23 protein-coding genes and 2 pseudogenes are annotated in these 22660 nt (G+C 67.5%); 13 read left to right on the top strand and 12 right to left on the bottom strand.

From position 1 onward, the window contains the following. Nucleotides 1–2: 2 nt before the first annotated feature. On the bottom strand, nt 3–2339 hold the full coding sequence (locus D187_RS34185; RefSeq protein WP_002629242.1) for a nitric-oxide reductase large subunit: 2337 nt from the start codon (nt 2337–2339) through the stop codon (nt 3–5). Between the two features lie 170 nt (nt 2340–2509). Between D187_RS34185 and D187_RS54275 the strand changes: the two genes are divergently transcribed. After that, nucleotides 2510–2890 (top strand): 3-oxoacyl-[acyl-carrier-protein] synthase III C-terminal domain-containing protein, encoded by a 381-nt coding sequence (locus tag D187_RS54275; RefSeq protein WP_002629241.1) that lies wholly within the window; start codon nt 2510–2512, stop codon nt 2888–2890. Between the two features lie 10 nt (nt 2891–2900). Here the strand turns inward: D187_RS54275 and D187_RS34175 are convergent, their stop codons facing one another. Further along, complete coding sequence (locus D187_RS34175) at nt 2901–3149, bottom strand: hypothetical protein (RefSeq protein WP_211241606.1); 249 nt, start codon at nt 3147–3149, stop codon at nt 2901–2903. A gap of 185 nt (nt 3150–3334) precedes the next feature. Between D187_RS34175 and D187_RS34170 the strand changes: the two genes are divergently transcribed. The 5 genes from D187_RS34170 (at nt 3335) to D187_RS50780 (ending at nt 6319) form a co-directional block, all read left to right on the top strand. After that, nucleotides 3335–3541, top strand: a complete 207-nt coding sequence (locus D187_RS34170) for a hypothetical protein (protein WP_002629239.1) — start codon at nt 3335–3337, stop codon at nt 3539–3541. Then, a complete protein-coding gene (locus D187_RS34165; protein ID WP_002629238.1) occupies nt 3538–3774 on the top strand; it encodes a hypothetical protein in 237 nt (78 codons plus the stop codon). Before D187_RS34170 ends, D187_RS34165 begins: the two co-directional genes overlap by 4 nt. A 630-nt stretch (nt 3775–4404) precedes the next feature. After that, on the top strand, nt 4405–4674 hold the full coding sequence (locus D187_RS34160; protein ID WP_002629236.1) for a hypothetical protein: 270 nt from the start codon (nt 4405–4407) through the stop codon (nt 4672–4674). 59 nt (nt 4675–4733) lie between these two features. Beyond that, a complete protein-coding gene (locus D187_RS34155) occupies nt 4734–5579 on the top strand; it encodes an MbnB/TglH/ChrH family RiPP precursor modification enzyme (protein ID WP_002629235.1) in 846 nt (281 codons plus the stop codon). Next, nucleotides 5576–6319 (top strand): DUF2063 domain-containing protein, encoded by a 744-nt coding sequence (locus D187_RS50780; RefSeq protein ID WP_002629234.1) that lies wholly within the window; start codon nt 5576–5578, stop codon nt 6317–6319. The genes D187_RS34155 and D187_RS50780 overlap by 4 nt, the downstream gene beginning before the upstream one ends. Before the next feature lie 34 nt (nt 6320–6353). Here D187_RS50780 and D187_RS34145 read toward each other — a convergent pair whose 3' ends face one another. Further along, complete coding sequence (locus D187_RS34145) at nt 6354–7133, bottom strand: NrsF family protein (protein WP_002632715.1); 780 nt, start codon at nt 7131–7133, stop codon at nt 6354–6356. Next, complete coding sequence (locus D187_RS58930) at nt 7130–7327, bottom strand: RNA polymerase sigma factor (RefSeq protein WP_081713971.1); 198 nt, start codon at nt 7325–7327, stop codon at nt 7130–7132. Before D187_RS58930 ends, D187_RS34145 begins: the two co-directional genes overlap by 4 nt. Between D187_RS58930 and D187_RS56490 the strand changes: the two genes are divergently transcribed. Beyond that, on the top strand, nt 7280–7444 hold the full coding sequence (locus D187_RS56490) for a hypothetical protein (RefSeq protein ID WP_438356970.1): 165 nt from the start codon (nt 7280–7282) through the stop codon (nt 7442–7444). The two genes, D187_RS58930 and D187_RS56490, sit on opposite strands and share 48 nt — an antisense overlap. A gap of 19 nt (nt 7445–7463) precedes the next feature. Here the strand turns inward: D187_RS56490 and D187_RS34135 are convergent, their stop codons facing one another. The 3 genes from D187_RS34135 to D187_RS56485 form a co-directional block, all read right to left on the bottom strand. Further along, on the bottom strand, nt 7464–8828 hold the full coding sequence (locus D187_RS34135) for a YopT-type cysteine protease domain-containing protein (RefSeq protein WP_020918472.1): 1365 nt from the start codon (nt 8826–8828) through the stop codon (nt 7464–7466). Continuing rightward, nucleotides 8825–9451, bottom strand: coding sequence for an imm11 family protein (locus D187_RS34130; RefSeq protein WP_063725057.1), 627 nt, complete (start codon nt 9449–9451; stop codon nt 8825–8827). The genes D187_RS34135 and D187_RS34130 overlap by 4 nt, the downstream gene beginning before the upstream one ends. Before the next feature lie 257 nt (nt 9452–9708). Further along, entirely contained in the window at nt 9709–9957 is a 249-nt protein-coding gene (locus D187_RS56485) for a hypothetical protein (RefSeq protein WP_002632480.1), read from the bottom strand. Between the two features lie 1047 nt (nt 9958–11004). Between D187_RS56485 and hrpA the strand changes: the two genes are divergently transcribed. The 4 genes from hrpA (at nt 11005) to D187_RS34100 (ending at nt 17095) form a co-directional block, all read left to right on the top strand. After that, nucleotides 11005–15201 (top strand): ATP-dependent RNA helicase HrpA, encoded by a 4197-nt coding sequence (gene hrpA, locus D187_RS34115; RefSeq protein ID WP_245591895.1) that lies wholly within the window; start codon nt 11005–11007, stop codon nt 15199–15201. A gap of 191 nt (nt 15202–15392) precedes the next feature. Continuing rightward, entirely contained in the window at nt 15393–15779 is a 387-nt protein-coding gene (locus tag D187_RS34110) for an ArsR/SmtB family transcription factor (RefSeq protein ID WP_043432847.1), read from the top strand. Further along, nucleotides 15776–16279, top strand: a complete 504-nt coding sequence (locus D187_RS34105; protein ID WP_002632483.1) for an SRPBCC family protein — start codon at nt 15776–15778, stop codon at nt 16277–16279. The genes D187_RS34110 and D187_RS34105 overlap by 4 nt, the downstream gene beginning before the upstream one ends. Nucleotides 16280–16882: 603 nt before the next feature. Further along, on the top strand, nt 16883–17095 hold the full coding sequence (locus tag D187_RS34100) for a hypothetical protein (RefSeq protein ID WP_002632484.1): 213 nt from the start codon (nt 16883–16885) through the stop codon (nt 17093–17095). Nucleotides 17096–17635: 540 nt separating this feature from the next. Here the strand turns inward: D187_RS34100 and D187_RS34095 are convergent. Further along, entirely contained in the window at nt 17636–18415 is a 780-nt protein-coding gene (locus D187_RS34095; protein WP_020918471.1) for an NrsF family protein, read from the bottom strand. Further along, nucleotides 18412–18936, bottom strand: coding sequence for an RNA polymerase sigma factor (locus tag D187_RS34090; RefSeq protein WP_043432845.1), 525 nt, complete (start codon nt 18934–18936; stop codon nt 18412–18414). The genes D187_RS34095 and D187_RS34090 overlap by 4 nt, the downstream gene beginning before the upstream one ends. A 123-nt stretch (nt 18937–19059) precedes the next feature. On the opposite strand from D187_RS34090, the pseudogene D187_RS34085 reads away from it, so the two are divergent. After that, a pseudogene (locus D187_RS34085) lies at nt 19060–19296 on the top strand (DUF2400 family protein); the annotation flags it as partial. Between the two features lie 19 nt (nt 19297–19315). Here the strand turns inward: D187_RS34085 and D187_RS34080 are convergent. After that, a complete protein-coding gene (locus tag D187_RS34080) occupies nt 19316–19699 on the bottom strand; it encodes a YopT-type cysteine protease domain-containing protein (protein ID WP_020918468.1) in 384 nt (127 codons plus the stop codon). Nucleotides 19700–19745: 46 nt separating this feature from the next. Between D187_RS34080 and D187_RS34075 the strand changes: the two are divergent. After that, nucleotides 19746–20141, top strand: a pseudogene (locus D187_RS34075) (type 1 glutamine amidotransferase domain-containing protein); the annotation flags it as partial. A gap of 123 nt (nt 20142–20264) precedes the next feature. Here D187_RS34075 and D187_RS50775 read toward each other — a convergent pair. Both D187_RS50775 and D187_RS57235 read right to left on the bottom strand, forming a co-directional pair. Further along, nucleotides 20265–20792: an SRPBCC family protein gene (locus D187_RS50775; RefSeq protein WP_002632721.1), complete on the bottom strand. Its 528-nt coding sequence runs from the start codon at nt 20790–20792 to the stop codon at nt 20265–20267. A gap of 1391 nt (nt 20793–22183) precedes the next feature. Beyond that, nucleotides 22184–22540 (bottom strand): reverse transcriptase domain-containing protein, encoded by a 357-nt coding sequence (locus D187_RS57235; protein ID WP_211241604.1) that lies wholly within the window; start codon nt 22538–22540, stop codon nt 22184–22186. Nucleotides 22541–22660: the final 120 nt, after the last annotated feature.

The following is a 22660-nucleotide window of genomic DNA, read 5'->3' as shown; positions in this document are numbered from 1 at the left end:
GATCACGGGCGCACCTCGGGTTCGACTTGCCTTGATTCGGTGAAAAGCGTTCCCGTGCCGGTGCTCGCGAGAACCGCCCCCGGACGCCGGTACCTGACGCCGAGCCAGCACAGCCAGAGCAAAGGCAACACGCCCAAGGTGATGAAGACGGCGTCGCCCGGGAGGCGCAGCCACTCGAGGAAGCGGTTCGTCGGGTGGGTCAAGAAGCTGAGCTCCCGGGCTTCGTAGTAGCCATGATTCACGGACTCGAACAACTGGAGCAGCCCGAGTGGTAGCAGCGCGACGAACACCATCCAGCCGAGGCCGAGGTTGAGAGACCAGAAGCAGAGCCTCGCCGCCCGCTCGGACCACCGCTCTTCCGGGATCAGGTAGCGCAGGCCGAAGAGCGAGAGTCCCGCCGCCAGCATCCCGTAGACGCCCATCATGGAGGCGTGGCCGTGGTTGGCCGTCAGCGCGGTTCCAATCTCGTAGTAGGAGACGATGGGCAGGTTGATCAGGAAGCCGAAGATCCCGGCGCCCACGAAGTTCCAGAATCCGACGGCGACGAGGAACATCATCGCCCAGCGGTGCGGAAAGGGGTGGGTCGCGCTCGCCTTCTGGCCTTCACCTATCCGCAAGAAGGTCCACGCTTCCAGCGTCAGGAAGGTCAGCGGGATGACCTCCGCCGCGGAGAAGACGGCGCCGAGCGCCATGTGCTCGACGGGCTCGCCCGAGAAATACACGTGGTGCATGGAGCCGATCACCCCACCGGCCGAATAGAGGATGACGTCGAGATAGATCAAGCGCAGTGCGGTGCGCTCCTCCACGACACCGAGGAGCACGAAGAAGTAGGCGACCATGATCGTCGTGAAGAGCTCGAGGAAGTCCTCGACCCACAGGTGCACCACCCAGAAGCGCCAGAAATCGGTCGTGGTGAAGTGGCCGCTCGGGTGCGCCAGAAGTCCGACGGCATAGAACGCGGGAATCGCCAGGGCGGCGAAGAAGAAGAGCCAGGGCATGTTGCCCTTGTGCTCGCCGCGCAGGCGGTGGCGCAGCCCGCGGAAGAGGATCGCCACCCAGGCGAACAGCCCCAGCGAGAGGAGCACCTGCCAGAACCGGCCGAGATCGAGGTACTCGAAGCCCTGATTGCCGAACCAGATGCTCGTTGTCCATCCATGAATGCCGCTGAGCTCGCCCCCGAGGCTGCCGACGACGACGAGCACCAGGGCGCCGAGGAGCCCATGGGCGAGCAGGTGCTGATTGCGGGGCTCGTGACCGGCGATGAGCGGAGCGAGAAAGATTCCAGCCGCCAGGAACGAGGTCGCGACCCAGAGGATCGAAAGCTGGACGTGCCAGGTGCGCGCGAGGTGGTAGGGGAGCAGCGCCGATATATCGACGCCGAAGAAGCTGGAGAGATCAGCGCGATAATGCTGCGACACGCCGCCGACGAGCACCTGCACGAGGAACAGCAGGCCCATGACCAGGAAGAACCAGGCGCAGGCGCGCTGGGCGGGCGTGAGCTGCACTTCGCTCGGGCGCTTGAAGATCAACCCGGTTTGATCGCGCCGGTGCCAGCCGAGGAAATCCCAGCGCCCGAAGGCAGCGAAGAGCAATCCGGACCCGCCGAGCAAGGCGGCGAGCGAGAGCATGCTGGAGACGATCGCGGCGGCGGTCGGTTGATTGCGTACCCGCGGCTCCGGCGGCCAGTTGTTGGTGTATGAATAGCTCTTGCCGGGTCGCTCCGCCGAGGCGGCCCAGGCCGTCCAGGCGAAGAAGCTGGTGAGGGCATGAATGTCCGCCGCGCCGGACAATCCCTTCAGGTTGACCCCAGTCTCCGTCGCGGGCCGGGCGAAGAACTCCGCGTAGTGGCGCTCGGCGTCGGCGAACGCCTGGGCCTGGGCGGCGGTGTAACGCAACGTGCCTGAGCCGGGATCGTAGCGGTTGGTCTTGAAGTCGGCGACGACGCGCGCGGGCACGTTTCGCTCGCCCTGGCGCTCGTACGTCTCTGTCACGTGGAGCGCGGAGCGGCGGAGATAGTCGGCGGTGAAGTCAGGCCCGAGGTAGGCGCCGTGGCCGAAGACCGAGCCGAACTCCATCAGCCCGGTGCGCAGAAAGATGCGCTGTCCTTGCTTTACCTCCTCGCCGGAGAACACGAAGGAGCCCTCTTCCGCGACGACGCGCGCCGGGATCGGCGGCCCGGCGACATAGGTGCGGTAGGCCAGCAACCCGAGCACGAAGAAGCCGGTGAGAACGACCAGGGCGGCCCACTGAATCCATGCTTTCGAGACGAGAAGCTGGGGATTGGGGCTCGCTCGTTGGGTCTGGGCGTGCGCCTGTTCTGACTCGCGACGAAGCGGCATGCATGAATCTCACCTGCCTCTTGACTCCACCGGTACCAGTAAAGTTGTGTAAACAGAATATCCTTGGAGGAGTGTTTGAAATAGAAACGCATGGGACGAATGGGGGCCGCCCTACGCACTGTGTCAAAACGCGGGGCCTCGCGGAAAATCGACGGGGCCGTGGCAGAGCGATGACGTGGGGCGTGGTTACAAGCCCAGCAGGGCTCCGCGGTGCAGTCCTTCGCCATCAAGCGCACCAGCGAGACCTTCCCGCGCTGCGCACGCACTACCTCGCGGCGTCCCCGGAACGCACCCCGGAAGGCCTGAGCCTCATCGGGCATCAGGCCAACCTGCGCATGCTGGAAGCGGTGCAGCGGCGCACCGAGGTCGCCGACGCGCGCCACTTCTACAACGTGGACCATCGCGGCAACTGCGGAGCCTCGGGCGCCCCCACCGTGCTCTCGGAGAACTGGGACAACCCACAACTGGGGGACGCGGTGGCGCGCTCGGTGGTGGGCAGTGGCCTCACCTGGGCCGGCTCGCTGCTCGAGCGAACCGTCCCGTCCACGTGACACGGAGCGCTCAGGCCCAGAGTTCCCGCTCGAGCGAGGTCAGGAGGGCCGCGGCGACCTCGGGCGGGGGCATGCCCGCCTGGGCGATGAGCTCCGCATCCAGCGGCTGTGTCAGCTCCGCGCGCAGCGTCTCCACGGCCCGGCGCCGCGCTTCCCGCAGGGTGGCGTGCTCGGTGTCCGACAGCCGCTCGTGGGCCCAGTCATCGATGGCCCAGGACAGCTCGGCGTGGCGTGTCTCGTCCTCGGCGATGCGGGCCATGACGCCGCGCACCTGCGTGTCCCGCGCGTGCAGGGCCTGGTAGTGCGATCGGGAGGTGTCTCGGGAGGTGTCAAAGAAGTTGAAAGACTCAGCCGGGCACCACACGAGGAGGGAAGGAGAAGAGAGGGAAACCAGCCGAAAAGTCTCCCCGTCTCACGGTCGACGGCAAGCCCTACAAGGTGATCATGGACACGGGGACCACCGGCATCGTGCTGTCGGCGAGCGGCCTCCCGAACTACTCGCGCGAGGAGGCGGCGAAGTACCCGAAGGGCTGGGAGTTCCTGTCGAGCAGCAAGATCCTCTGGGTTGGCCACTGGATTCCCCAGGAGGTGACCTTCACCGGCGCCCACGGCGTCCCCGTCACCGCGAAGGTGGTAGGAAGAAGAAGGTGAACGAGGCACCGATCGCGTCCTATACCTTCACGGTCGGCAACACGCCTCCGCCCAATCCCTTGCAGCCCGCACAGGTCATCACCTCGACGAAGGGCAAGAGCGCCTTCGTCAACACGGGCCGCCACTTCCTGCGCGGCTTCGACGTCCTCTACGACGCCGACGGTGGCTTCTTCGGCCTGAAGTGGACCGGAGCCGCCGACTCGGCCGTCGGTGGGTTGACGCCCCGGCACTGACTGGAGCGCGCCAGGCTGGAAAGGCAGAGGGATTCGAACCCGAGCCCCTCCGCCTCCTCGGCGGCTGCCTCACACGTCCCCGAAGCGTATGCTTCGCTTCGTCTTACCACGTCCGTTCATGGTGTCTCCCTGTGATCGTGGTTCGCTCGTCAGAGCGGATTCCAAGTTTTTGATCGTTGATCTTCCAGAGATCGTTCAGCGAGAGCTGTTGCGTGGAGGGCTGGGAAGAGGTCCGCGGCAAGCGCAGTCTTTCCAGGCGCGCCGCCAGGTCTTCGTATCCCTGCGTTGGCGAGGAGGACGCGGAGTTCCGCGGGGACGACGAGGTCGAGTAGACGTTACTCCGCGTGGGCGTGTGCGTGGTCGGCGCGCTCAGGGCCGTCAGTCGCGCGAACAGTGGGGCCTCGCTCGGCTGTGAAGTGAAGGCGTCGCGTGGCGGGCTCTCCGTTCCCGTGCCGGGTACGCTTGGAGCCAGAGGGAGCTGAGCCTCAACACCACGCGGCCTGGTGGGGGCCTCGTGCTGGGGCCAGGCTCACCACGAGCGCCCACGAAAAAAAAACAGGGAGGCCTGTAACCGAGAATCCCGCTCGCCCGTCAGATACGGGGACTCACTTCACCCCCGGAGAAATCCCCATGAACAAGAAGCTGATCGGCGCCGTGCTCGGAACCCTCGTCATCGCCTCCCCCGCCCTCGCCGAGGCCCCCAAGGCCAAGCCCGCCGCGACCACCAAGGGTAGCGAGAAGTCCTGCAAGGGTGACGCGGCCGCCAAGGGCTCCGAGCACTCCTGCAAGGGCGATGCGACCGCCAAGGGCTCCGAGAAGTCCTGCAAGGGTGACGCGGCCACCAAGGGCTCCGAGAAGTCCTGCAAGGGTGACGCGGCCACCACCAAGGACGCGAAGTAGTTCTGGTTCCAAGGGACCGCGGGCAACCGCGGTCCCCGTCGTGTAGGAAACCCCCTCTCATGCCCACCTCCATCCAAGGCATTGGTCTCGGTCTGCGCCGCGCCTACGCACGAGAGTTGCTCGCGACGGACAGACGAATCGACTGGCTGGAAGTCACACCGGAGAACTGGGTGGGGTTTGGAGGCGAGCGCGCCCGACTCCTCCACGCGTGCGCCGAGCGCTGGCCCCTGGTGTCCCACAGCGTGAGTCTTTCGCTGGGAGGCCCGGATCCACTCGATGCCCCGTTGCTCGACTCCCTCGAGGCACTTCGCCAGCAGACGGACTTCGCGTGGTGGAGCGATCACCTCTGCTACTCATCGGCCAACGGAGTGCACTTCCAGGACTTGCTGCCCCTGCCCTTCAGTGAAGAGGCCGTCGAGCACACCGCGAGCCGCATCCGCGAGGCGCAGCAACGGGTGGACGCGCCGCTGCTCGTGGAGAACATCTCCTATTATGCGCACATGCCCGGCGGCGAATTCGACGACGCGACCTTCGTGCGCTCCGTGGTGGAGCGCTCGGGCTGTGGGTTGTTGCTCGACGTCAACAACGTCTATGTGAACTCCGTCAACCACGGCTTCGCGCCCCGCGCCTTCATCGATGCCATGCCCCTGGAGCGCGTGCGTCAGCTGCACATCGCGGGGCACACGCGGCAGGACGACGGGTTGATCATCGACACGCACATCGGGCCCATCATCGACGAGGTCTGGGATCTGTACCGCTACACGCTGCGGCGGGCCGGACGGCTCATCCCGACCCTGGTGGAATGGGACCAGGACCTCCCCCCGCTGGACGAAGTCCTGGACGAGCTGGAGCGCGCTCGCGCGCATGCCCACGCGGCGCTTGGCGTGCCGGAGGACGCACGATGAAGCTGCGCGAGTTCTTCGGCGCCATCACGCCTTTTCTCCAGGGCGAGGCCTCGCACCGGGAGGCGGTCCAGGCCCTCTATGGCGTACCCGAGCAAGCGCGGGTCACGGATGCCCGGCGGCTGGCCCTCTACGGGCGCATGTGCCAACGCCATCGTTTCGAGGTGCTCGAGGGGCTCTACCCGCACTGCGTGCGCGCGGTGCGCGATCGCCAGGGAGAGGAGGGCTGGGCCGCGCTCGTGGAGGCGTATTACCGCGCCCACCCCATGCGCGCCGCCGAGCTCAACGCCAATGGTGCCCACCTTCCGGAGTTCCTCACCCACTACGCACCCGCGAAGGGTCTGCCCGAGTGGCTGCCAGAGCTGGCGGACGTGGAGTGGTGGGAGTGGGAAGTGCTCGTCGCTCCGGATCGCGAGCAGGAGGGGCCACGCCCCTGTCTGGCCTCGACGGTGGACCTGCGGCCCTACCGCCATGAGCTGGTGGAATGGATGGACGCCGAGCCCTCCGCGCGCGCGGACGCTCCCGAGCCTCGCGCGTGCCTCGTCCTCTTCTGGCGCGATCCCGAGGGAAACTTCCGACGGGGCAATGCCAGCGCCCTCGAGTTGCACGTGATCAAGGCCGTTCACGCGGGGCAGGGACTCGACGCGACCGCCGCGGAGGCCGGCCTCCCGGTGGAGGACCTGGAAGCCACGCGGGCCGAGCTCATCGCCTCGGGCGTGCTCCTCGGATTCGCGGCCCCCTGACTCGAGCCGACGTAGCCCTCCGAGAAGAGGCGACTCAGGGGGCGTGGCGGGTGGTGCGCAGACGGGCTCGCACCCAGGGGGCGAGCGCGCCCAGCACGAGCCAGGGCCCCACATGGGAGACGGCCAGGTGCCCGGGGCTCCCATCGGAGCAGTGCACGTGCAGGAGGAGCAAGCCCACCGCGCCCGCGGCCAGTCCCGCGGCCACCGCCCGGACGGCGTGCAAGGCCATTCGGCGCAGCATGCCCAGGGTGGCGACGAGGGGCAGCAGCGAGAAGAGCGCCCCCGTGCGCACGCAGGAGACGCACCCCTCGACAAAGCCCCTGTTGGGGTTGGCGAGCCCCGAGCCGCCCAGCACGACCAGCAGCGCCACGCCCACCGCGCCGGTGCCCACCCCGAGCCAGCCCAGGCGCCGCGCGGGTGCCAGCGCCACCCAGAGCGCGCCCCCCATGGACAGCAGCAGGAGGACGGCCAGCCCCACCACCACCCCGAGGGGCGCCGTGTTGCTCAGGAGGCCCTTCGCCGCGAAGACGAGCGTCACGAGCGCCATCATGCCCGTGTACAGGCCCCCGAGCGTCCAGGCCTCGGACGTCCAGGGAGTCGCTTTGGGCTGTGCCGCCAGCGCTTCCAGGGCGACGGCCCGCACGGGCTCCAGGTCGGGGGGAGGCCGAGCGGCTCCCGGGACGGGCAGGGACTCCAGCGCGTCGAAGCCCTCGAGCAGGGCCCGGCACCCGGCGCAGCCGTCCGCATGCGCGGCGAGCTCCGGCGAGAGGGGTTGGCCCAGGGCTTCCAGCACGCGCGTGCACTCGGCGCTCATTCCTTCGCCTCCTGTTCGAGGGCGGACAGCAACTCGCGCAGCCGCGCGTAGCCCCGGTGGGCGCGGACCTTCACCGCCGACTCCGTCAGCCCCATCGCCTCGGCGATCTCCGCGAAGCCCATCCCCTCGAAGCGGTGCAGGACGGCGTGCTCGACGCCGAGGAGCCGGTGCGCTTCGACTTCGCCCTCTGTCATTACGGCATGAGCGGCGTGTGTCCCACGACGCCCGTACGGGAGAACTGCGCCCGGTGTCTCCCGCGGCCCGCGTGCGCCACCGGCCGCGAGACGGGGAGCGCGGGCCAGGGCCGCTGAGGCTGTTGGACGTCGCCGGTCAGGGGAGGAGGTGCTGGATCTCGAACGAGAAGGCGTCGTTCGCGTAGCCCATCAGCCGCGCGTTTTGCGTCACGACATGTCTCAGGGCGGCCTTGTCATGCAGGTGGAATTCGCCGCTGTTCGGGTCCATGAACTTGAACTGTCCATTGCCGAGATTCTCAATGCCCATGGCATGACCGCGCCTGTCGCCCTTCAGCGAGATCCGATAGAACCCGGGCTCGTTGGTCTTCTCCGTGACTTTATCCCCAAAGACGGAGGAGCTTCGCATGTCGTATTCTCTGGACCAGACCTTCCTCAGGCCGGCGTTCTCATGCCTCTCCACAGCCGCTATGGCGTTGGTGATGTCTTGGTCGAGTGCTTCGATCGCTCCATGGAAGTGCATGACATCCTGCTTGACGTTGGCGAATTCCGTCTGACTCTGCTGGAATCTCTGCATGGATTCAGCGTCAGACAGCGCAAGTCTTATCGCGTGACTGGTCAAGTCCCCTTGTTCACGGACGATGTCTTGATATCGCTTAGAATCCCGAGGAACCGTCCTCTTCTCCGCCTCCAATTGACGGTATTTCCGCCTGTCCTCCGGGTGTAGCGCCGTATCCCTTGCTTCCTGGGCAAATTCTTCGAAGTCGGCCTTGCGCTCATGAAGCTCCTGCTCGGCATCTGCCTTGTTCTGTACCGCCGTTCCGCGAGCATCCAGCAGCTGCCCGACCTTTTGGTACTTGTGCAGGTACTCTTTCTGCTGAGTCGCGAGGCGATGCGAGTCCCCGAGTCGGTGGTTGAAATTCGCCGAGGCTTGCTCCGGATCCTGGGTGCGCATTCCCGCCTTGAACCAGTTCGTCGTGATGGCCGAGCATGCTCCGGACCCCGGAATGCGGTTGAATTCCGGGTTCTCATCCTGTGCGATGTATTGGGTGAGATTGGCTCCGGAGATGGGCCTCTGGGTGTGATCGAGCAGGACCGAATCGATGTGCGTCTGTTTGGCGCTCAAGACCTGCCACCCTGGCTGGCCGCCGCCCACATTCATGCTCGCGAAGGATTCGTTCAGGTCGTAGCCACCCTGGGGCGGGGCACTGTCGGGTGCGTGATACGCGGCCGAGCGCTGACCGTATCTCAGACTGGAGGTCCGGGTGGTGTACGCCGCATGCTCTTGCGGCGTTGGCGCCTTGCTGGGAACGGCAGGGCCGCCCCGCTGTTGCGTCGTGTCGTACCGGCTCTTCTCCGGCGCCGGAGAGGGCGTGGGGGACTCGCGCCGCGGACCTTCCTGCCGTGGGGTGGCGAGGGGCGCTGGCCCCTGCCTCACGCGCTCATGGCCGCGAACGGAAGACGGAGGAGGGGCCGGCGAACCGTTCTTGATCTTCATGTTCATGGGGCGCTCGGGTCCTGTTCGCTCACATCGTGCTCGGGGGGCCGCGTGACACACTCGAAGTGAATGCCCGACACCTCCGCGTCCAGCAGCGCCGCGTGGATGCGTTCGGACACGATGAGCGCCACCGTCCATCCCGAGGGGCGGAAGAGCTGGGCCGCTCCCACCTTCTCCGGGTCGATCCGCAGGCCGTCCACGCGCTTGTACCTCCGGCCAGCCCGCTCCGGGCGTCCTACCTCCGGCTTCCGGTACTCCACCTTCTTGCACTTCGCGTCGTCGATGCACGCGACGGTCCGGGTCGCGACGAGGATGCAATGGGGTTCGGTTTGTCCCTTGACCTCCACCGGGACGGCCTGCACGTCCCCGGGGGCCCACTGGGCGATGAGTCTGGCGAGCCGTTCGGGAACGACCGGAATGTCGCTGGTGTCCGTCAGGGAGAAATCGAGCGGTGTGCCCGGACGCTTCAGGGGACACTTGAGGGGGTCCTCGACGCTCACGGGCATCCCGCTCGTGAGCTGGAAGGCGCGATCGAACGCCTCGCCCGTTGCATCCACGGGCTCGTCCAACTGCCAGCTTCCAGCGGCGGTCCCGTAGTCCTTGGTGATCCAGAAATAGCGCGTTGTCATAAGGGATGAGGGGGGCAATCGCGTGTTGGTGTCGTGGGCTACGGCCCCGGCGATTCGCCGGTTACCGGTTACAGGGAGGATTCTCCACCCACGGACCGTGGCCCAGGGACGTCACCGCTGGGTCCCGCCGTCGCACCCGAAGGGGCGGCATGGTGCGGACCGCCGGGAGCAACCGCCCGGGCAACGCCTGGAGACTCCCCGAGCACGGGGAGGGCCTCCCGCCTGGCGCCGGGCATCGGCCCTCTCGAGGCGCTTGCTCAACACCCGCAGGAGAGCTTGCAGAGCGACGCACTGAGAGAACACACATTCGAGTTCCCACACTGCAGCTTCTTCAGATCGCACTGCAACTTGCAGAGGTTACAGGTAGAGCCGCCCTGGGTGGGGTTCGTGGTCCCCCCCGCGCCCCCCGAAGAGGAGCCGGCCATCGCCACCTGCGAGGGGAGGACAAAGGCGCTCGCCACACCCAGCGCCAGCCCGAGCAATCCCACCTTCAGTGTCTTCATCATGTCGTGTGCTCCCGTGGAATGGGGACGGTGGTTTCCGTCGCTCCCCGTCTTTCGGGGAAGTACCTACCGATACGGAGTCCCCCATTTTCCGGTTACACCTTTTTTTCTGGTGAGACCGGAGTGGATACTCGGGGTCGATCCTGGAACCCATGGATGACCAGGTGGGGACGAACACGGTGCTCATCCGCTACTGATACTTCTACGCGTGGCAGAGCACCTGCTTCGTCAGCGCGGGCTCCCACGCCGCGGACTGGGAATCGCTGGCGGTCCTGCTCGTCGATGGGCGGCTGAGCCGGGTCGCGTTCTACCAGCACGGCGGGTGGATCAGTGTCTGGGTATCGCGGGCGGCGCCACGGCAGGTGCGAGCCTGACCCCGGCGCGTGCGCCACCCCAGGGCGCAGGGTGTTGAGGCTTCCGCCGTCACGGCCCAGAGACCTGGTGCCCCTGCCGCGCCCCTCCTCGGCCCCTCTGCTCCAGCCCTCCCCCTCCACACCGCCTCTCTCCTGCCTATACGCCCGACCGTCAAGGAGTGAAACCCGGTGGCCTGGGAGGGAGCCCTCCACACCTCCCAGGGCAGGGAGCGGCTGCGCGAGGAACTGGAGCGAGTCGCTAACAATTACCATACTTGGCCGTGCAGATCAGGCCGCCCAGAGGGTTGCCCGCATTCTCGATGAGGCAAAGGGCCTTTCTGAGCTGACAGGCGGAGGGGGGGGGCTTCGGCGGATTCCCGGGGGCAGGGCCAGAGCCGGCCATGGCCACCTGCGAGGGAAGGACAACCGCGCTCGCCACCCCCAACGCCAACCCCAGCAGTCCCATCTTCAGCGTCTTCATCATGTCGTGTTCTCTTATGTCGTCTGGACGGTGGATTCCGTCGTTCCCCGTTTCACGGGGAGCCACCTCTTCAATACGGAACTCTCTTTTCTCGGTTACACGGAGTGGGAGTTCCCGTCCTCCAGCTCGCGCTGGAGAAGGCGTGCCGGGCTGAAGGCGGGGCGTCAGCACGTGGGGCGCGACAGCGCCCACCCGCCGCTGACACTCTCCGCCCCCATGAAGAGGCCCCTCCCCGCCGAAGCGGCACCCGCGGGCAAGTCGCTCGAGCTGGTGACGATTCCCGCTCCCCCTCCCGAACTCCGGGTCCGCCGTGACGCGCGCTTCGCCTCCCCCGGTGAGAAGCGCACGCGCCATCACCTGCCCGAGTCGCTCGAGTCCACCTCGCCCGTGGGCTACCGCACGCGCGTCTCGCTCTCCCGGCAGGAGGCGGGCACCCTGCTGTCGCTGCTCTCGCTGTTCGAGGAGTGCTCGCTCGGGGTGCTCTCCGCCAGGCAGTCCACCAACTTCCACGGACAGCGGGAGGTGCTCCTCGGCCCCTCGGCTCCTGCCCTCTCCCTCCACACGGCCCCCATCCCTCCTATACGCTCGCATGCAGGTGCGTATGAGCGTGCAGGGAGAATCCCTCCAGGAACGCCGGGCGAGCAGGTACCCACACGATTCGTCAGGGGCGAAGCGTGCGCTTCAGTGATAGGCCATGCCGCCATGTCCGGCGACTCACCCGTCCCCGCCCCCGGCGGCTTGCCCACCCTGCACTTCCCCCCCGAGCTCCCCATCTCGAGCCGGGTGGAGGACATCACCGCGGCCATCACCGCCCATCAGGTGGTCATTGTCGCGGGGGCCACCGGCTCGGGGAAGACGACGCAGCTGCCGAAAGTCCTGCTCGCCATGGGGCGCGGCCGCCCGCGCCAGATTGGCGTCACCCAGCCCCGGCGTATCGCCGCGACGAGCGTGGCGGCGCGCGTGGCACGCGAGCTCGGCACGGAGCTGGGCACGGACGTCGGCTACCAGATTCGCTTCGAGGACCGCTCGTCCCGGCGGACAGCCGTGAAGTTCATGACCGACGGGGTCCTGCTCGCGCAGATTCACGGCGACCCGCTCCTGAGCCGCTACGACACGATCGTGCTCGACGAGGCCCACGAGCGCAGCCTCACCATCGACTTCCTGCTGGGGTGGCTCAAGCGCATCCTCCCCAGGCGCCCCGACCTCAAGGTGGTGGTGAGCTCGGCCACCATCGAGACCGAGCGCTTCTCGCGGTTCTTCGGGGGGGCTCCGGTCATCCAGGTGGAGGGCCGTACCTTTCCGGTGGACGTGCTCTACGAGCCGCCCCCCGAGGACGCCGAGCTCGCCGACTCCGTCGCCGATGCGGTGGCGGACGTGCTCTCGCTCGACCCGGACGGGGACGTCCTCGTGTTCCTCCCCGGGGAGCGAGAAATCCGCGAGGCCGAGAATGCCCTGAACGCGCGCGAGCTCCGCGGCACGGTGGTGCAGCCCCTGTATGCGCGCCTGTCGGCCGCCGAGCAGTCGCGCGTCTTCGCCACCATCCCCGAGCGCCGGATCATCCTCGCCACCAACGTCGCGGAGACGTCGGTCACCATCCCGGGGATCGTGTACGTCGTGGACACGGGGGTGGCGCGCCTGTCGCGCTACGACCCACGCTCGGGCACCACACGCCTGCACATCGAGCCGGTCTCCCAGGCCAGCGCCGACCAGCGCAAAGGGCGCTGCGGACGCGTGCGCGAGGGGATCTGCGTGCGCCTCTACGACGAGGCGAGCTTCACCACGCGGTCCGCCTTCACCGACCCGGAAATCAAGCGCACCGGGCTCGCGGGGGTCATCCTGCGCATGAAGTCCCTCGGCCTCGGTGACGTCGAGGACTTCCCCTTCCTCGACCCGCCCCAGCCGAGGGCCATCGCCGAGGGCTGGCGGGTGCTCGAGGAACTCGGGGCCATCGAGGGCAAGGAGCGCACCTTGACGCCGCTCGGGCACCAGCTCGCGCGCTTCCCGGTGGACCCGCGCATCGCGCGGATGATTCTCGCCGGCGCCGAGTACGGGTGCCTGGACGAGGTGCTCATCGTCGCCGCGGCGCTCAACCTGCAGGACCCGCGCGAGCGGCCACGGGAGCTCGCTCAGAAGGCGGACGAGTCGCACCGGCGCTTCCGTGACGAGCACTCGGACTTCACGGGGCTGCTCAAGCTGTGGGCGTTCGTGCGCGAGGCCGAGGACCGGGGGACGTCCCATCTGCGGCGCGTGTGCCGGGACAACTTCCTGTCCTTCCTGCGGGTGCGCGAGTGGCGGGACGTCCAACGCCAGCTCGAGGAGACCGTCCGCGAGCTGCGCCTGCCGCGCAAGGGCCGGGGCGCCCCGGCGCGCGGGGACGTCCTGCACCAGTCGCTCCTCACCGGGCTCCTGTCCCGCATCGGCCAGTGGAATCCGGAGCAGCGCCACTATACGGGCGCGAAGCAGACGCGCTTCATGGTTCACCCCTCGTCGGCGCTCGCGAAAAAGCCCCCGGCCTGGGTGATGGCGTTCGAGCTCGTGGAGACGTCCCAGCTGTTCGCGCGCACCGTGGCGAAGCTCGACCCGGAGTGGCTCGCGGCGGCGGCCCCCCACCTGCTCAAGCGCAGCTACTCCGAACCGCACTGGTCGGAGAAGTCCGCGCGCGCCGTGGTGAAGGAGAACGCGACCCTCTTCGGGCTTCAAGTCTTCAAGGAGCGCCCCGTGTCCCTGGCCAGCATGGACCCCGCCCGGGCACGGCTGATGTTCCTCGAGCATGCCCTGGTGCGCGGCGAGTACCGCACCCGGGGGGCGTTCCAGGAGAAGAACCGCCAGGTGCTCGAGCGCGTGGCGCGCCTGCGGGACAAGGCCCGGCGCAGCGAGCTGCTCGACGACGAGGCGCTGCTGACGTTCTTCGACCAGCGCCTCCCGGCGGACGTGACGGACGGAGCAAGCTTCGAGGCCTGGCGCCGCAAGGCCGAGGCGGCCGACCCCGACGTGCTCGTCCTCTCGATGGAGGATGCCCTCTCGCACGACCCGGGCCTGTCCCCGGCGCACTACCCGGACGCCATCCCCCTGCACGGCGCGTCCGTTCCGGTGACGTACACCTTCGACCCCGCGGCCGAGGACGACGGCATCACCCTGAGCGTGCCGCTGCTGCTGCTCGCCCAGTTGGTCCCGGGTGAGCTCGACTGGACCATCCCCGGGTGGCAGCGGGAGAAACTCACCGCCCTGCTCGAGCAGCTCCCCCGCGCCCAGCGCAAGCAGCTGGGGCCGGTGCCGGACCTGGTCGACCGTCTCGAGAAGGAACTCGTGCCCTTCCGCGGGCCGATGATTCCAGCGCTCGCGCGTGCGGTGTCCCGGCTGTGCGGCGTGGACGTGCCCGAGGAGTCCCTCCGGGCGGATGCCGTGGCGCCGTACCTGCGCATCACGCTCCGGGTGCTCGACGAGCGGGGAAAGGAGCTCGCGCGCAGCCGTGACGCCAGCGCGCTGCTCGCGCAGTACGGGGGACCTGCACGGGCGGCGCTGCGCAGCGCGGCACCGACTTCGGACTGGGAGCGCAAGGGGCTGACGGCCTGGACCTTCGGCGAGCTGCCCCCCGTGGTCACCCGGCGGGTCGGCAAGCTCGAGGTCCGCAGCTACCCCGCGCTCGTCGACCGGGGCGCTGCCGTGGACCTGGTGCTGCTCGAGACCTCCGCCGCCGCCGACGCGGCCACGCGCACGGGGGTCCGCCGGCTCCTGATGCTCGCCGCGCGCGGACACGTGGCCGTCAGCGCCGCGCGCATGCCGCTGCCCTTCCCTTCCCTGGACGGCGCGCCGCCCGCGCGGGGCCAGGCCGACGCCTTCCGGGCGCTCGTCCTCGCACGCAGCGTCGACGATGCGTTCGAGCTCGCACCGGGTGCGCCGCTGCCCCGCACGAAGGCGGCCTTCGAGGCGCTGGTCCGTGAGGGCTCACCGCGCATCGAGCGTGCGGCCCGGGACTGGGCGAACGCCGTCGGTGTCACCTCCTCGGAGCTCGCCGCGACGCTCGCCGCGCTCAAGGCCGCATCAAAGGGGCCGAGCGGCGCGGCGGCCGTGCGGGACATCCGCTCGCAGCTCGGGCACCTGTTCCCCGCGAACCTCATCGAGTGGATTCCCTTCGTGCGCCTGCTGAACTACCCGCGCTACCTCCGCGCGGCCCAGGCACGGCTGTCGCGTGCGGTGGCGAACCCCGGCAAGGACGCAGGGAAGGCCGCGCCCTTCACCCCCCTGTGGGAGACCTTCCTCGCCAGGCGCGCCACCGTGCGCGACCAGGAGGCGGCGCGGGAGCTGCGGTGGGTCTTCGAGGAGCTCCGCGTGGCCATCTTCGCTCCGGAGGTGACGACGCCCGTGTCGGTGACGGTGGCGAAGGTCGACGCGGCCCTCGCGGCGCTGCGCTAACACAAAAGCCGAGGCCGGAAGCCGCTGAGCAATCAGGGGTTTCCTGGCGAGGCGCGTGTCGCCGGACTTCTCGATGACGCCGTGAAGTGCCTGTCGTCGCCGCGCTGACGACCGAACGCATTCGCAATTGTCCGAGTGCTTGACAGAATTCAACCAAATGGTTAGTTAACCAATCGGTTAGCTACTCGAAAATGCTCGATCCCCTTAGCGCCACCTTCGCGGCCCTTGCAGACCCCACTCGGCGGGCGATCCTCGCTCGGCTGGCAAAGGGCGAGACCTCCGTCACCGAGCTCGCACAGCCGTTCGAGATGAGCCTCCCGGCAGTGACGAAGCACCTCAAGGTGCTCGAGCGCGCCGGGCTGATCACGCGGAGCCGCGCAGCCCAGTGGAGACCGTGTCGTCTGGCGCCAGCGCCGCTGAAGACCGCCAACGACTGGCTCGAGCACTACCGACAATTCTGGGAGGGCAGCTTCGACAGGCTCGAGGACTACCTCGCTGACCTGCAGGGGCAGCCGCGTCCGAAACGCACCCGCAAGGTGGCACCTCCGAAGAAGGCCCGAACAGGAGAGAAGACATGAATGCAGCGCCCGATCTGAATGAGCTCGCGAAGCGGCAGCTCGAAGTGACCCGGCTGATCAACGCGCCACGCGCGCTGGTCTTTCAGGCGTTCACGGACGCGAAGATGATCTCGAACTGGTGGGGGCCGAACGGGTTTCGGACGACGACCTACAGCAAGGACGTGCGGCCCGGCGGCGCGTGGCGCTTCACGATGCACGGTCCCGACGGCACCGACTTCCCGAACCACATCCTCTACACGAAGGTGGTCCCCGACGAGCGGCTCGAGTGGGACCACGGCTCGAAGGAAGGGGAGGTGATGTTCAAAGCCGTCGTCACCTTCAAGGACGAAGGCGGCAAGACGCGTGTCACGCTCCAGCACACCTTGCCGACCGTCGAAGCTCGCGAGCAGGCGGCGAAGTACGCAATCGAGGGCGGAACCCAGACCCTCGCGCGGCTCGAAGCGCACCTCGCATCTCAGGGGGGCAGAGCCGAAGCCGGAAAAGGCCAGAGAGCCCCCTGAGGCAGCGACGAGGCTGGAGCCGCCCCAGGAGCGCACGCCTCGGCTGGATGGGGCCGGGCTGCTGCGCAGGAGCTTCGCGCTCGACGGGCTTCGCCTGCGGCAGGTGTGGAGGCAGGCGCCGGGTGTGGGCGGACCTGACGGCACCCAACACCGTGCGCGCCCTTGTGGAGCACCTGTCACTGCCCTCGTGGCCTGCTCAGCTGGCCCCGGCGCCTCCTCTGATGGCGTGGTGTTGAGCCCCATGCCGTCACGCGGCCCCACAAGCCCACGCCCCTGCTACCTCCTTCCAGGAGGAGGGGCCGCTTGGGCCAGCGTGTGCCGCCTGGAGGCTGCACGCTCTGCGCACCGCCCTGGCTCACAGCCCGGGGGCTCCCGTCCGCGGCCCTCCTCGGCCCCTCGGCTCCTTCCCTCTCCCTCCACACGGCCCCCTTCCCTCCTATACGCTCGGCTCGTCAATTCGTTGAAATCATTGTGGTTTTTAGAAACTCGGGGGTGTCTTGGTTTCCGATGTAACCGGCAAACGAAGTTCTCCGTATGGACAGGCGACTCTCCGAAAAACGGGGAGCAACGGGACGTGGTCCGAACACCACAGGAGAAGACGACATGATGAAGACGCTGAAGATGGGAGTTCTCGGGTTGACGTTGGGGTTGACGGGCGCCCTTGTTTTTTCCTCGCAGGAGGCGAGGGCCGTCCCCAAGGCCCCGGACAGCAACCAGTGCAAGCTCATCAGGGCCGCATGCATCTTGAAATCCCAGTCCTGTCAGTCCGTCGCGTGCCCCTCCGTGGCGCTCTGCATGGCCTGGGCCGGCTGCTGAAACGCCTAAGAGGGGTGGGGGCACTGGCTCCCCTCTGGTGCGTGGCAGGGGCCTGGACCTCTTGGCTGTCTTGAGCCTAAACATCACGCGGCACCTGGCAAGGCCTTGTTCTTCGGAGCTCCCTCCTCGGAGGCAGGGACGGGTGCGGCAGTACTGCAAGCACGACGATGTCTCGCGCCGCTGCAACTGGTCCCACCTGCGGCTCAAGGTGGCGTGGACGTCTACAGCTGCGGAGAAGGCCGAAGCACGCCGCGGAACCGCGGGTCACTCGGAGACTTCACGTACCGCGCGGGCGTCGTCCCCACGAGCCGCCGGAAGTGCCGCGTCAGCTAAGCCTGGTCGTAGAAACCGACCAATGGCGCGAGCACGAAGGGCCTCACGCCGCGGGTGAAACTCCGCCTCTTCCTTCGCTCCATGAACACTACCTCCCGTGTAGCCGACTTATGAGGTGTGTCCACAAAACCGGCTCTCCCGCACTTCATGTGCACGAGGCGCTTGAACCAGCCCGCCCTTGATGGGGTTCGCGACTGAAGAGGCGACTCAGGGGGCGTGGCGGGTGGTGCGCAGACGGGCTCGCACCCAGGGGGCGAGCGCGCCCAGCACGAGCCAGGGCCCCACATGGGAGACGGCCAGGTGCCCGGGGCTCCCATCGGAGCAGTGCACGTGCAGGAGGAGCAAGCCCACCGCGCCCGCGGCCAGTCCCGCGGCCACCGCCCGGACGGCGTGCAAGGCCATTCGGCGCAGCATGCCCAGGGTGGCGACGAGGGGCAGCAGCGAGAAGAGCGCCCCCGTGCGCACGCAGGAGACGCACCCCTCGACAAAGCCCCTGTTGGGGTTGGCGAGCCCCGAGCCGCCCAGCACGACCAGCAGCGCCACGCCCACCGCGCCGGTGCCCACCCCAAGCCAGCCCAGGCGCCGCGCGGGTGCCAGCGCCACCCAGAGCGCGCCCCCCATGGACAGCAGCAGGAGGACGGCCAGCCCCACCACCACCCCGAGGGGCGCCGTGTTGCTCAGGAGGCCCTTCGCCGCGAAGACGAGCGTCACGAGCGCCATCATGCCCGTGTACAGGCCCCCGAGCTTCCAGGCCTCGGACGTCCAGGGAGTCGCTTTGGGCTGTGCCGCCAGCGCTTCCAGGGCGACGGCCCGCACGGGCTCCAGGTCGGGGGGAGGCCGAGCGGCTCCCGGGACGGGCAGGGACTCCAGCGCGTCGAAGCCCTCGAGCAGGGCCCGGCACCCGGCGCAGCCGTCCGCATGCGCGGCGAGCTCCGGCGAGAGGGGTTGGCCCAGGGCTTCCAGCACGCGCGTGCACTCGGCGCTCATTCCTTCGCCTCCTGTTCGAGGGCGGACAGCAACTCGCGCAGCCGCGCGTAGCCCCGGTGGGCGCGGACCTTCACCGCCGACTCCGTCAGCCCCATCGCCTCGGCGATCTCCGCGAAGCCCATCCCCTCGAAGCGGTGCAGGACGATGGGGATGCGCTGTCCCTCGGGCAACTGGGCGAGCGCCCGCTGCACGGCGTTCTCCAGGCCCAGGTCCCGGGAGCCGCCGTGCTCCGAGGCGACCTGGGCGGGCAGCTCTCCCTCGTCCGTCAGCTCCTCGGGACGCTTGCGCCGCTGCCAGTCGCGCGCCGCGTTGGTGGCGATGGCGTACAGCCACGGCTTCACCCGCGAGCCCTCCTGGAAGCGCCCGCGCGCCTTCACCAGCGACAGGAACGTCTGCTGGGACAGGTCCTCGGCCGCGGCCACCTGGCCCGTCATCCGCGCCAGGTAGCCGTGGATGGGCCGCGCATAGCGCTGGAAGAGGGCGTCGAAGGCCCGTGCATCACCCTGGCAGAAGCGCGCCATCAATTCCTCGTCTGATTCTCCGGCGGAGGAGGATGAAGCGGCCGGTGCATCGGCGGTACGCGCCAGGGGAGACTTGGGTTTCACCGGACTCGAACTCTACCCCAGACGAGGCAGCAGCGAAGGCAATATCTGGGGCTCACCCGCCGCAACGACCTGAGCTGGCGCACCGCCGAGGAGGTGACGGCCTCGCTGCGCGTGCTCGACGCCGAGGAGCCGGTGCGCTTCGACTTCGCCCTCTGTCATTACGGCATGAGCGGCGTGTGTCCCACGACGCCCGTACGGGAGAACTGCGCCCGGTGTCTCCTGCGGCCCGCGTGCGCCACCGGCCGCGAGACGGGGAGCGCGGGCCGGGGCCGCTGAGGCTGTTGGACGTCGCCGGTCAGGTGCGGAGGCGCTGGATCTCGAACGAGAAGGCGTCGTTCGCGTAGCCCATCAGCCGCGCGTTTTGCGTCACGACATGTCTCAGGGCGGCCTCGTCATGCAGGTGGAATTCGCCGCTGTTCGGGTCCATGAACTTGAACTGTCCATTGCCGAGATTCTCAATGCCCATGGCATGACCGCGCCTGTCGCCCTTCAGCGAGATCCGATAGAACCCGGGCTCGTTGGTCTCCTCCGTGACTTTATCCCCAAAGAAGGAGGAGCTTTGCATCTTGTATTTTTCGGACCAGACCTTCTCCAGGCCGGCGTTCTCATGCCTCTCCACATCCGCTATGGCGTTGGTGATATCTTGGTCGAGTGCTTTGATCTCTCCATCGAAGTGCATGACTGTTTGCTTGACGTGAGCGAAATCCGCCCGGGCCTACCGGTTCGGCGCCATCGTCATCCCAGGGGGTCATGGACCTGTCGAAGACCTCTACAAAGACCCGGACATGGGCCGCCTCCTGGTCCGGGCGAACCGCGCCTCGAAACTGATCGCTTCGGTCTGCCACGGCCCAGCCGCGCTGCTCGCCGCAACGGACGAGGACGGTAGCTGGCCCTTCGCAGGTCGGAAGCTGACCGCTTTCAGCGATGAGGAAGAGATCGAGTTTGGGACCGCCGAGAACGCGCCGTGGCTGCTTGCCGACACCTTGCGCAAGCGCGGAGCGCTCTACGAGAAGGGGCCGAATTGGAGTTCCTTCGTCGTGCAGGACGGCAACCTGCTGACAGGCCAGAACCCAGGGTCTTCAGCCGCGCTGGCGGAGGCGGTGATCGCTGCGCTCCGCTGACGGAGGGGCTCCAGGTAGCGGTGAAGGTTCACTCCACGAAGCGGCACCGAGCCATGCGGTGAGCGGTTACGGCCAGTGTTGTCTTGAGAAGCGAGGAGAGGCGTGTGAGTCCAGGTTGATTCTTCATTCGACGCTTCCTTCCCATGTAGCTACCTGTTGGGCAATGCGGCTGTTCCATGTGTTGAGGGCATCGGTAAGGAATGCGTTCCCGTCGACCGAGCCGGCAAGCTTCCATTCGTCGATGGATTCTTCGTTGCGCAGGAGTGTGCCGTTGGCCATCGGGATCAGTTCCCACACATGGACGGCGCCATCCGTGCCATTCCAGATGAGTCGGCGTTCGGGTTCCACTACGACGAGACGAGACTCCACCACCTGGCCTGGGGGCTCCCAGAAGATCACCGAACCGGGGGCGAGGGGCCCTTCGAGCCGCGCCGAGGCAAACTCGGGCATCCATACGGTCCAGCGGTCGATCTCGGTCAATACCGACCAGATCGCCTTCGGCGGCGCGTGGATGAGCAGTTCGGTGCGCGCGACGGTCGCGGCGTTCGGATTGATCCGCGTCCGGATGTTGGACATGTCCTGGCATTGGACATGAGAAATCGCGAGGATGGCGAGAAGAAAGAGCCTGGTGGTGTCAGCTATTCTGTTCATTGGTATCTCCGTTGATGAGACGAAGATGAGCCACGCGGGGCTGGAACAGAATCTAAATTAACGTACAGCGGCTGTACGATTTTTTATGGGCACGACGAGCTCGTGGGACGATCCGCGCATGTTCGCCCATCTCTGGCACAGGCGACGCTGGGCGCTTCGGAGTAGCCGGCAGTCCACCGGCCCTCCTCGGCCCCTCGGGCTCCTGCCCTCTCCCTCCACACCGCCCCCATCCCTCCTATAGGCGGGTTTTCCGGAACCTGTCTTGCCCATATTACTGGTATTACAGTCCTTTTCCGTGGCTTCCTGCTAGGGTGCTTTCACGCTCGACCCGAACCGAACCGCCACGAAAAGGTACGACCCCCATGAGCCGTCCTCATCGATTCGCCCGTCTGTCCATGAGTACTTCCGCGCTGAGCGCCCTGCTGCTGGGCGGCTGCGGTCTCTCCCATGAGACCGAGCAGGCCTTCTCCGGAAAGTCAGGTGAAGTGGTGACCGCCCGGGTGGCGTTGAGCATAAGACAACCTGGAGCTGCTGGACGTACTGGCCGATCCGGGCAAGTCCCAGCCGACCCTCGCGGTCGAGGAAGTACGTCACGCCCTCGTGAACTTCGACGGAAAGGGCACGGAGCTCGGCCCCACGAAACCCTCCCAACCGGAGAGTTCCCGACGAGGCGAAGGTGCTCGAGGAGTGGGGCTTCACGCTCCAGGACGTCCAGTCGGAGGACCGAGCACGCTCAGGTGCCGGGCGGCTCCTTGCGCACGGTCAGGGCCTTGGCCAGCTCGAGCACCTCCACCGGCACGGCGAGCAGCACGGTATTGGAGGGCGAGGCGCTCAGGCCGAGAAAGGTGTCAGAGAAAGGTGTCAGACGACTCGTAGGAACGGCTCGGAGAGCGCGAGGTGTCGGAGTCGGGTAGACCGGGGCAGTTGCCCACCCCGGCCCCCCACAGATCCGGACGTGCAGAATTCCCGCATCCGGCTCCTCGGCTCATGGTTTCGCTGCGAGTCGGTAGACCCTGTGGACGACGCGCGGCGCTGGTAGCGGAAGCAGCTTGAGCAGTCGCCAGAATCGCTCCGGCTTCAGCTCCTTCTGCGAGCGCCGCGCTAGCCACTTGTACCACCTGCTTTCCACCTCCCGTGCAAAGGTAGTGAGGGCAGCCCAGTTCCCAGTAATCCCGTAGTAGCTGTAATGCCCTCTCACCTTCTGCGCGAGGCAGCGGTGTTGCTCCTGTATCGATCGGTGCCGGTTCAGGCGGCACCATTGTGCCACCCTCTTCAGCGCCCGGCTCAATCGGCTCGTGGCTGTCTTGCGTTTCACCACCCATTTGCCCCACCGGGACTTGCCCCAGTCAGTAGTGCTTGAAACCCAGTAGGTCGAAGCTCCCGGGTCCACCCTATCCCCTGTTTTCCGGGCGCGGTGGGCGGAATTCAACCAGCCGGGTCTTCTCCGGGTGGAGCGTCAGGCCGTACTTCTCCATCCTCTTGGGAAGTACCTCCATGACGCGGCGAGCATCTTCCTCCCTCTCGAAGCAGATGACGAAATCGTCCGAGTAGCGTACGAGCTCCGCGCGTCCCTTCATGCGCGGTTTGACTTCCTTCTCGAACCACACGTCCAGCACTTCGTGCAGGTAGATGTTCGCCAGCACGGGCGAGATGACCCCGCCCTGCGGTGTCCCCTCATCGGGGTATGTCACATTCCCCTCTTCCAGAATCCCCGCCTTCAGCCACTTGCCGATGAGGCGCAGGAGCACCCCATCTCGCACCCTGCGCTGGATGAGCTGCTGGAGCTCCAGAGGAAGTGTCAAAGAACTCGTTGCGCTACCTCACGCTCCCCGAGTCATACCTGTCGGGTAGACCGGGGCAGTTGCCCA

Source organism: Cystobacter fuscus DSM 2262 (assembly GCF_000335475.2).
Classification (GTDB): Bacteria; Myxococcota; Myxococcia; order Myxococcales; family Myxococcaceae; genus Cystobacter; species Cystobacter fuscus.
Note: the sequence above shows the minus strand (reverse complement) of the source record. Positions and strands in the feature narration are given on the sequence as shown.

Coding starts and splice junctions, on each gene's coding strand:
- D187_RS34145 (WP_002632715.1), bottom strand. CDS start 7,133: ATGAGCGCCGAGTGCACGCGCGTGCTGGAAGCCCTGGGCCAACCCCTC.
- D187_RS34135 (WP_020918472.1), bottom strand. CDS start 8,828: ATGAACATGAAGATCAAGAACGGTTCGCCGGCCCCTCCTCCGTCTTCC.
- D187_RS54275 (WP_002629241.1), top strand. CDS start 2,510: ATGACGTGGGGCGTGGTTACAAGCCCAGCAGGGCTCCGCGGTGCAGTC.
- D187_RS34130 (WP_063725057.1), bottom strand. CDS start 9,451: ATGACAACGCGCTATTTCTGGATCACCAAGGACTACGGGACCGCCGCT.
- D187_RS34160 (WP_002629236.1), top strand. CDS start 4,405: ATGAACAAGAAGCTGATCGGCGCCGTGCTCGGAACCCTCGTCATCGCC.
- D187_RS34105 (WP_002632483.1), top strand. CDS start 15,776: ATGAATGCAGCGCCCGATCTGAATGAGCTCGCGAAGCGGCAGCTCGAA.
- D187_RS34155 (WP_002629235.1), top strand. CDS start 4,734: ATGCCCACCTCCATCCAAGGCATTGGTCTCGGTCTGCGCCGCGCCTAC.
- D187_RS34095 (WP_020918471.1), bottom strand. CDS start 18,415: ATGAGCGCCGAGTGCACGCGCGTGCTGGAAGCCCTGGGCCAACCCCTC.
- D187_RS58930 (WP_081713971.1), bottom strand. CDS start 7,327: ATGACAGAGGGCGAAGTCGAAGCGCACCGGCTCCTCGGCGTCGAGCAC.
- D187_RS50780 (WP_002629234.1), top strand. CDS start 5,576: ATGAAGCTGCGCGAGTTCTTCGGCGCCATCACGCCTTTTCTCCAGGGC.
- D187_RS56485 (WP_002632480.1), bottom strand. CDS start 9,957: ATGATGAAGACACTGAAGGTGGGATTGCTCGGGCTGGCGCTGGGTGTG.
- D187_RS50775 (WP_002632721.1), bottom strand. CDS start 20,792: ATGAACAGAATAGCTGACACCACCAGGCTCTTTCTTCTCGCCATCCTC.
- D187_RS34090 (WP_043432845.1), bottom strand. CDS start 18,936: ATGGCGCGCTTCTGCCAGGGTGATGCACGGGCCTTCGACGCCCTCTTC.
- D187_RS34175 (WP_211241606.1), bottom strand. CDS start 3,149: ATGGCCCGCATCGCCGAGGACGAGACACGCCACGCCGAGCTGTCCTGG.
- hrpA (WP_245591895.1), top strand. CDS start 11,005: ATGAAGAGGCCCCTCCCCGCCGAAGCGGCACCCGCGGGCAAGTCGCTC.
- D187_RS34080 (WP_020918468.1), bottom strand. CDS start 19,699: ATGCACTTCGATGGAGAGATCAAAGCACTCGACCAAGATATCACCAAC.
- D187_RS34185 (WP_002629242.1), bottom strand. CDS start 2,339: ATGCCGCTTCGTCGCGAGTCAGAACAGGCGCACGCCCAGACCCAACGA.
- D187_RS34110 (WP_043432847.1), top strand. CDS start 15,393: ATGCTCGATCCCCTTAGCGCCACCTTCGCGGCCCTTGCAGACCCCACT.
- D187_RS34100 (WP_002632484.1), top strand. CDS start 16,883: ATGATGAAGACGCTGAAGATGGGAGTTCTCGGGTTGACGTTGGGGTTG.
- D187_RS34170 (WP_002629239.1), top strand. CDS start 3,335: ATGGACACGGGGACCACCGGCATCGTGCTGTCGGCGAGCGGCCTCCCG.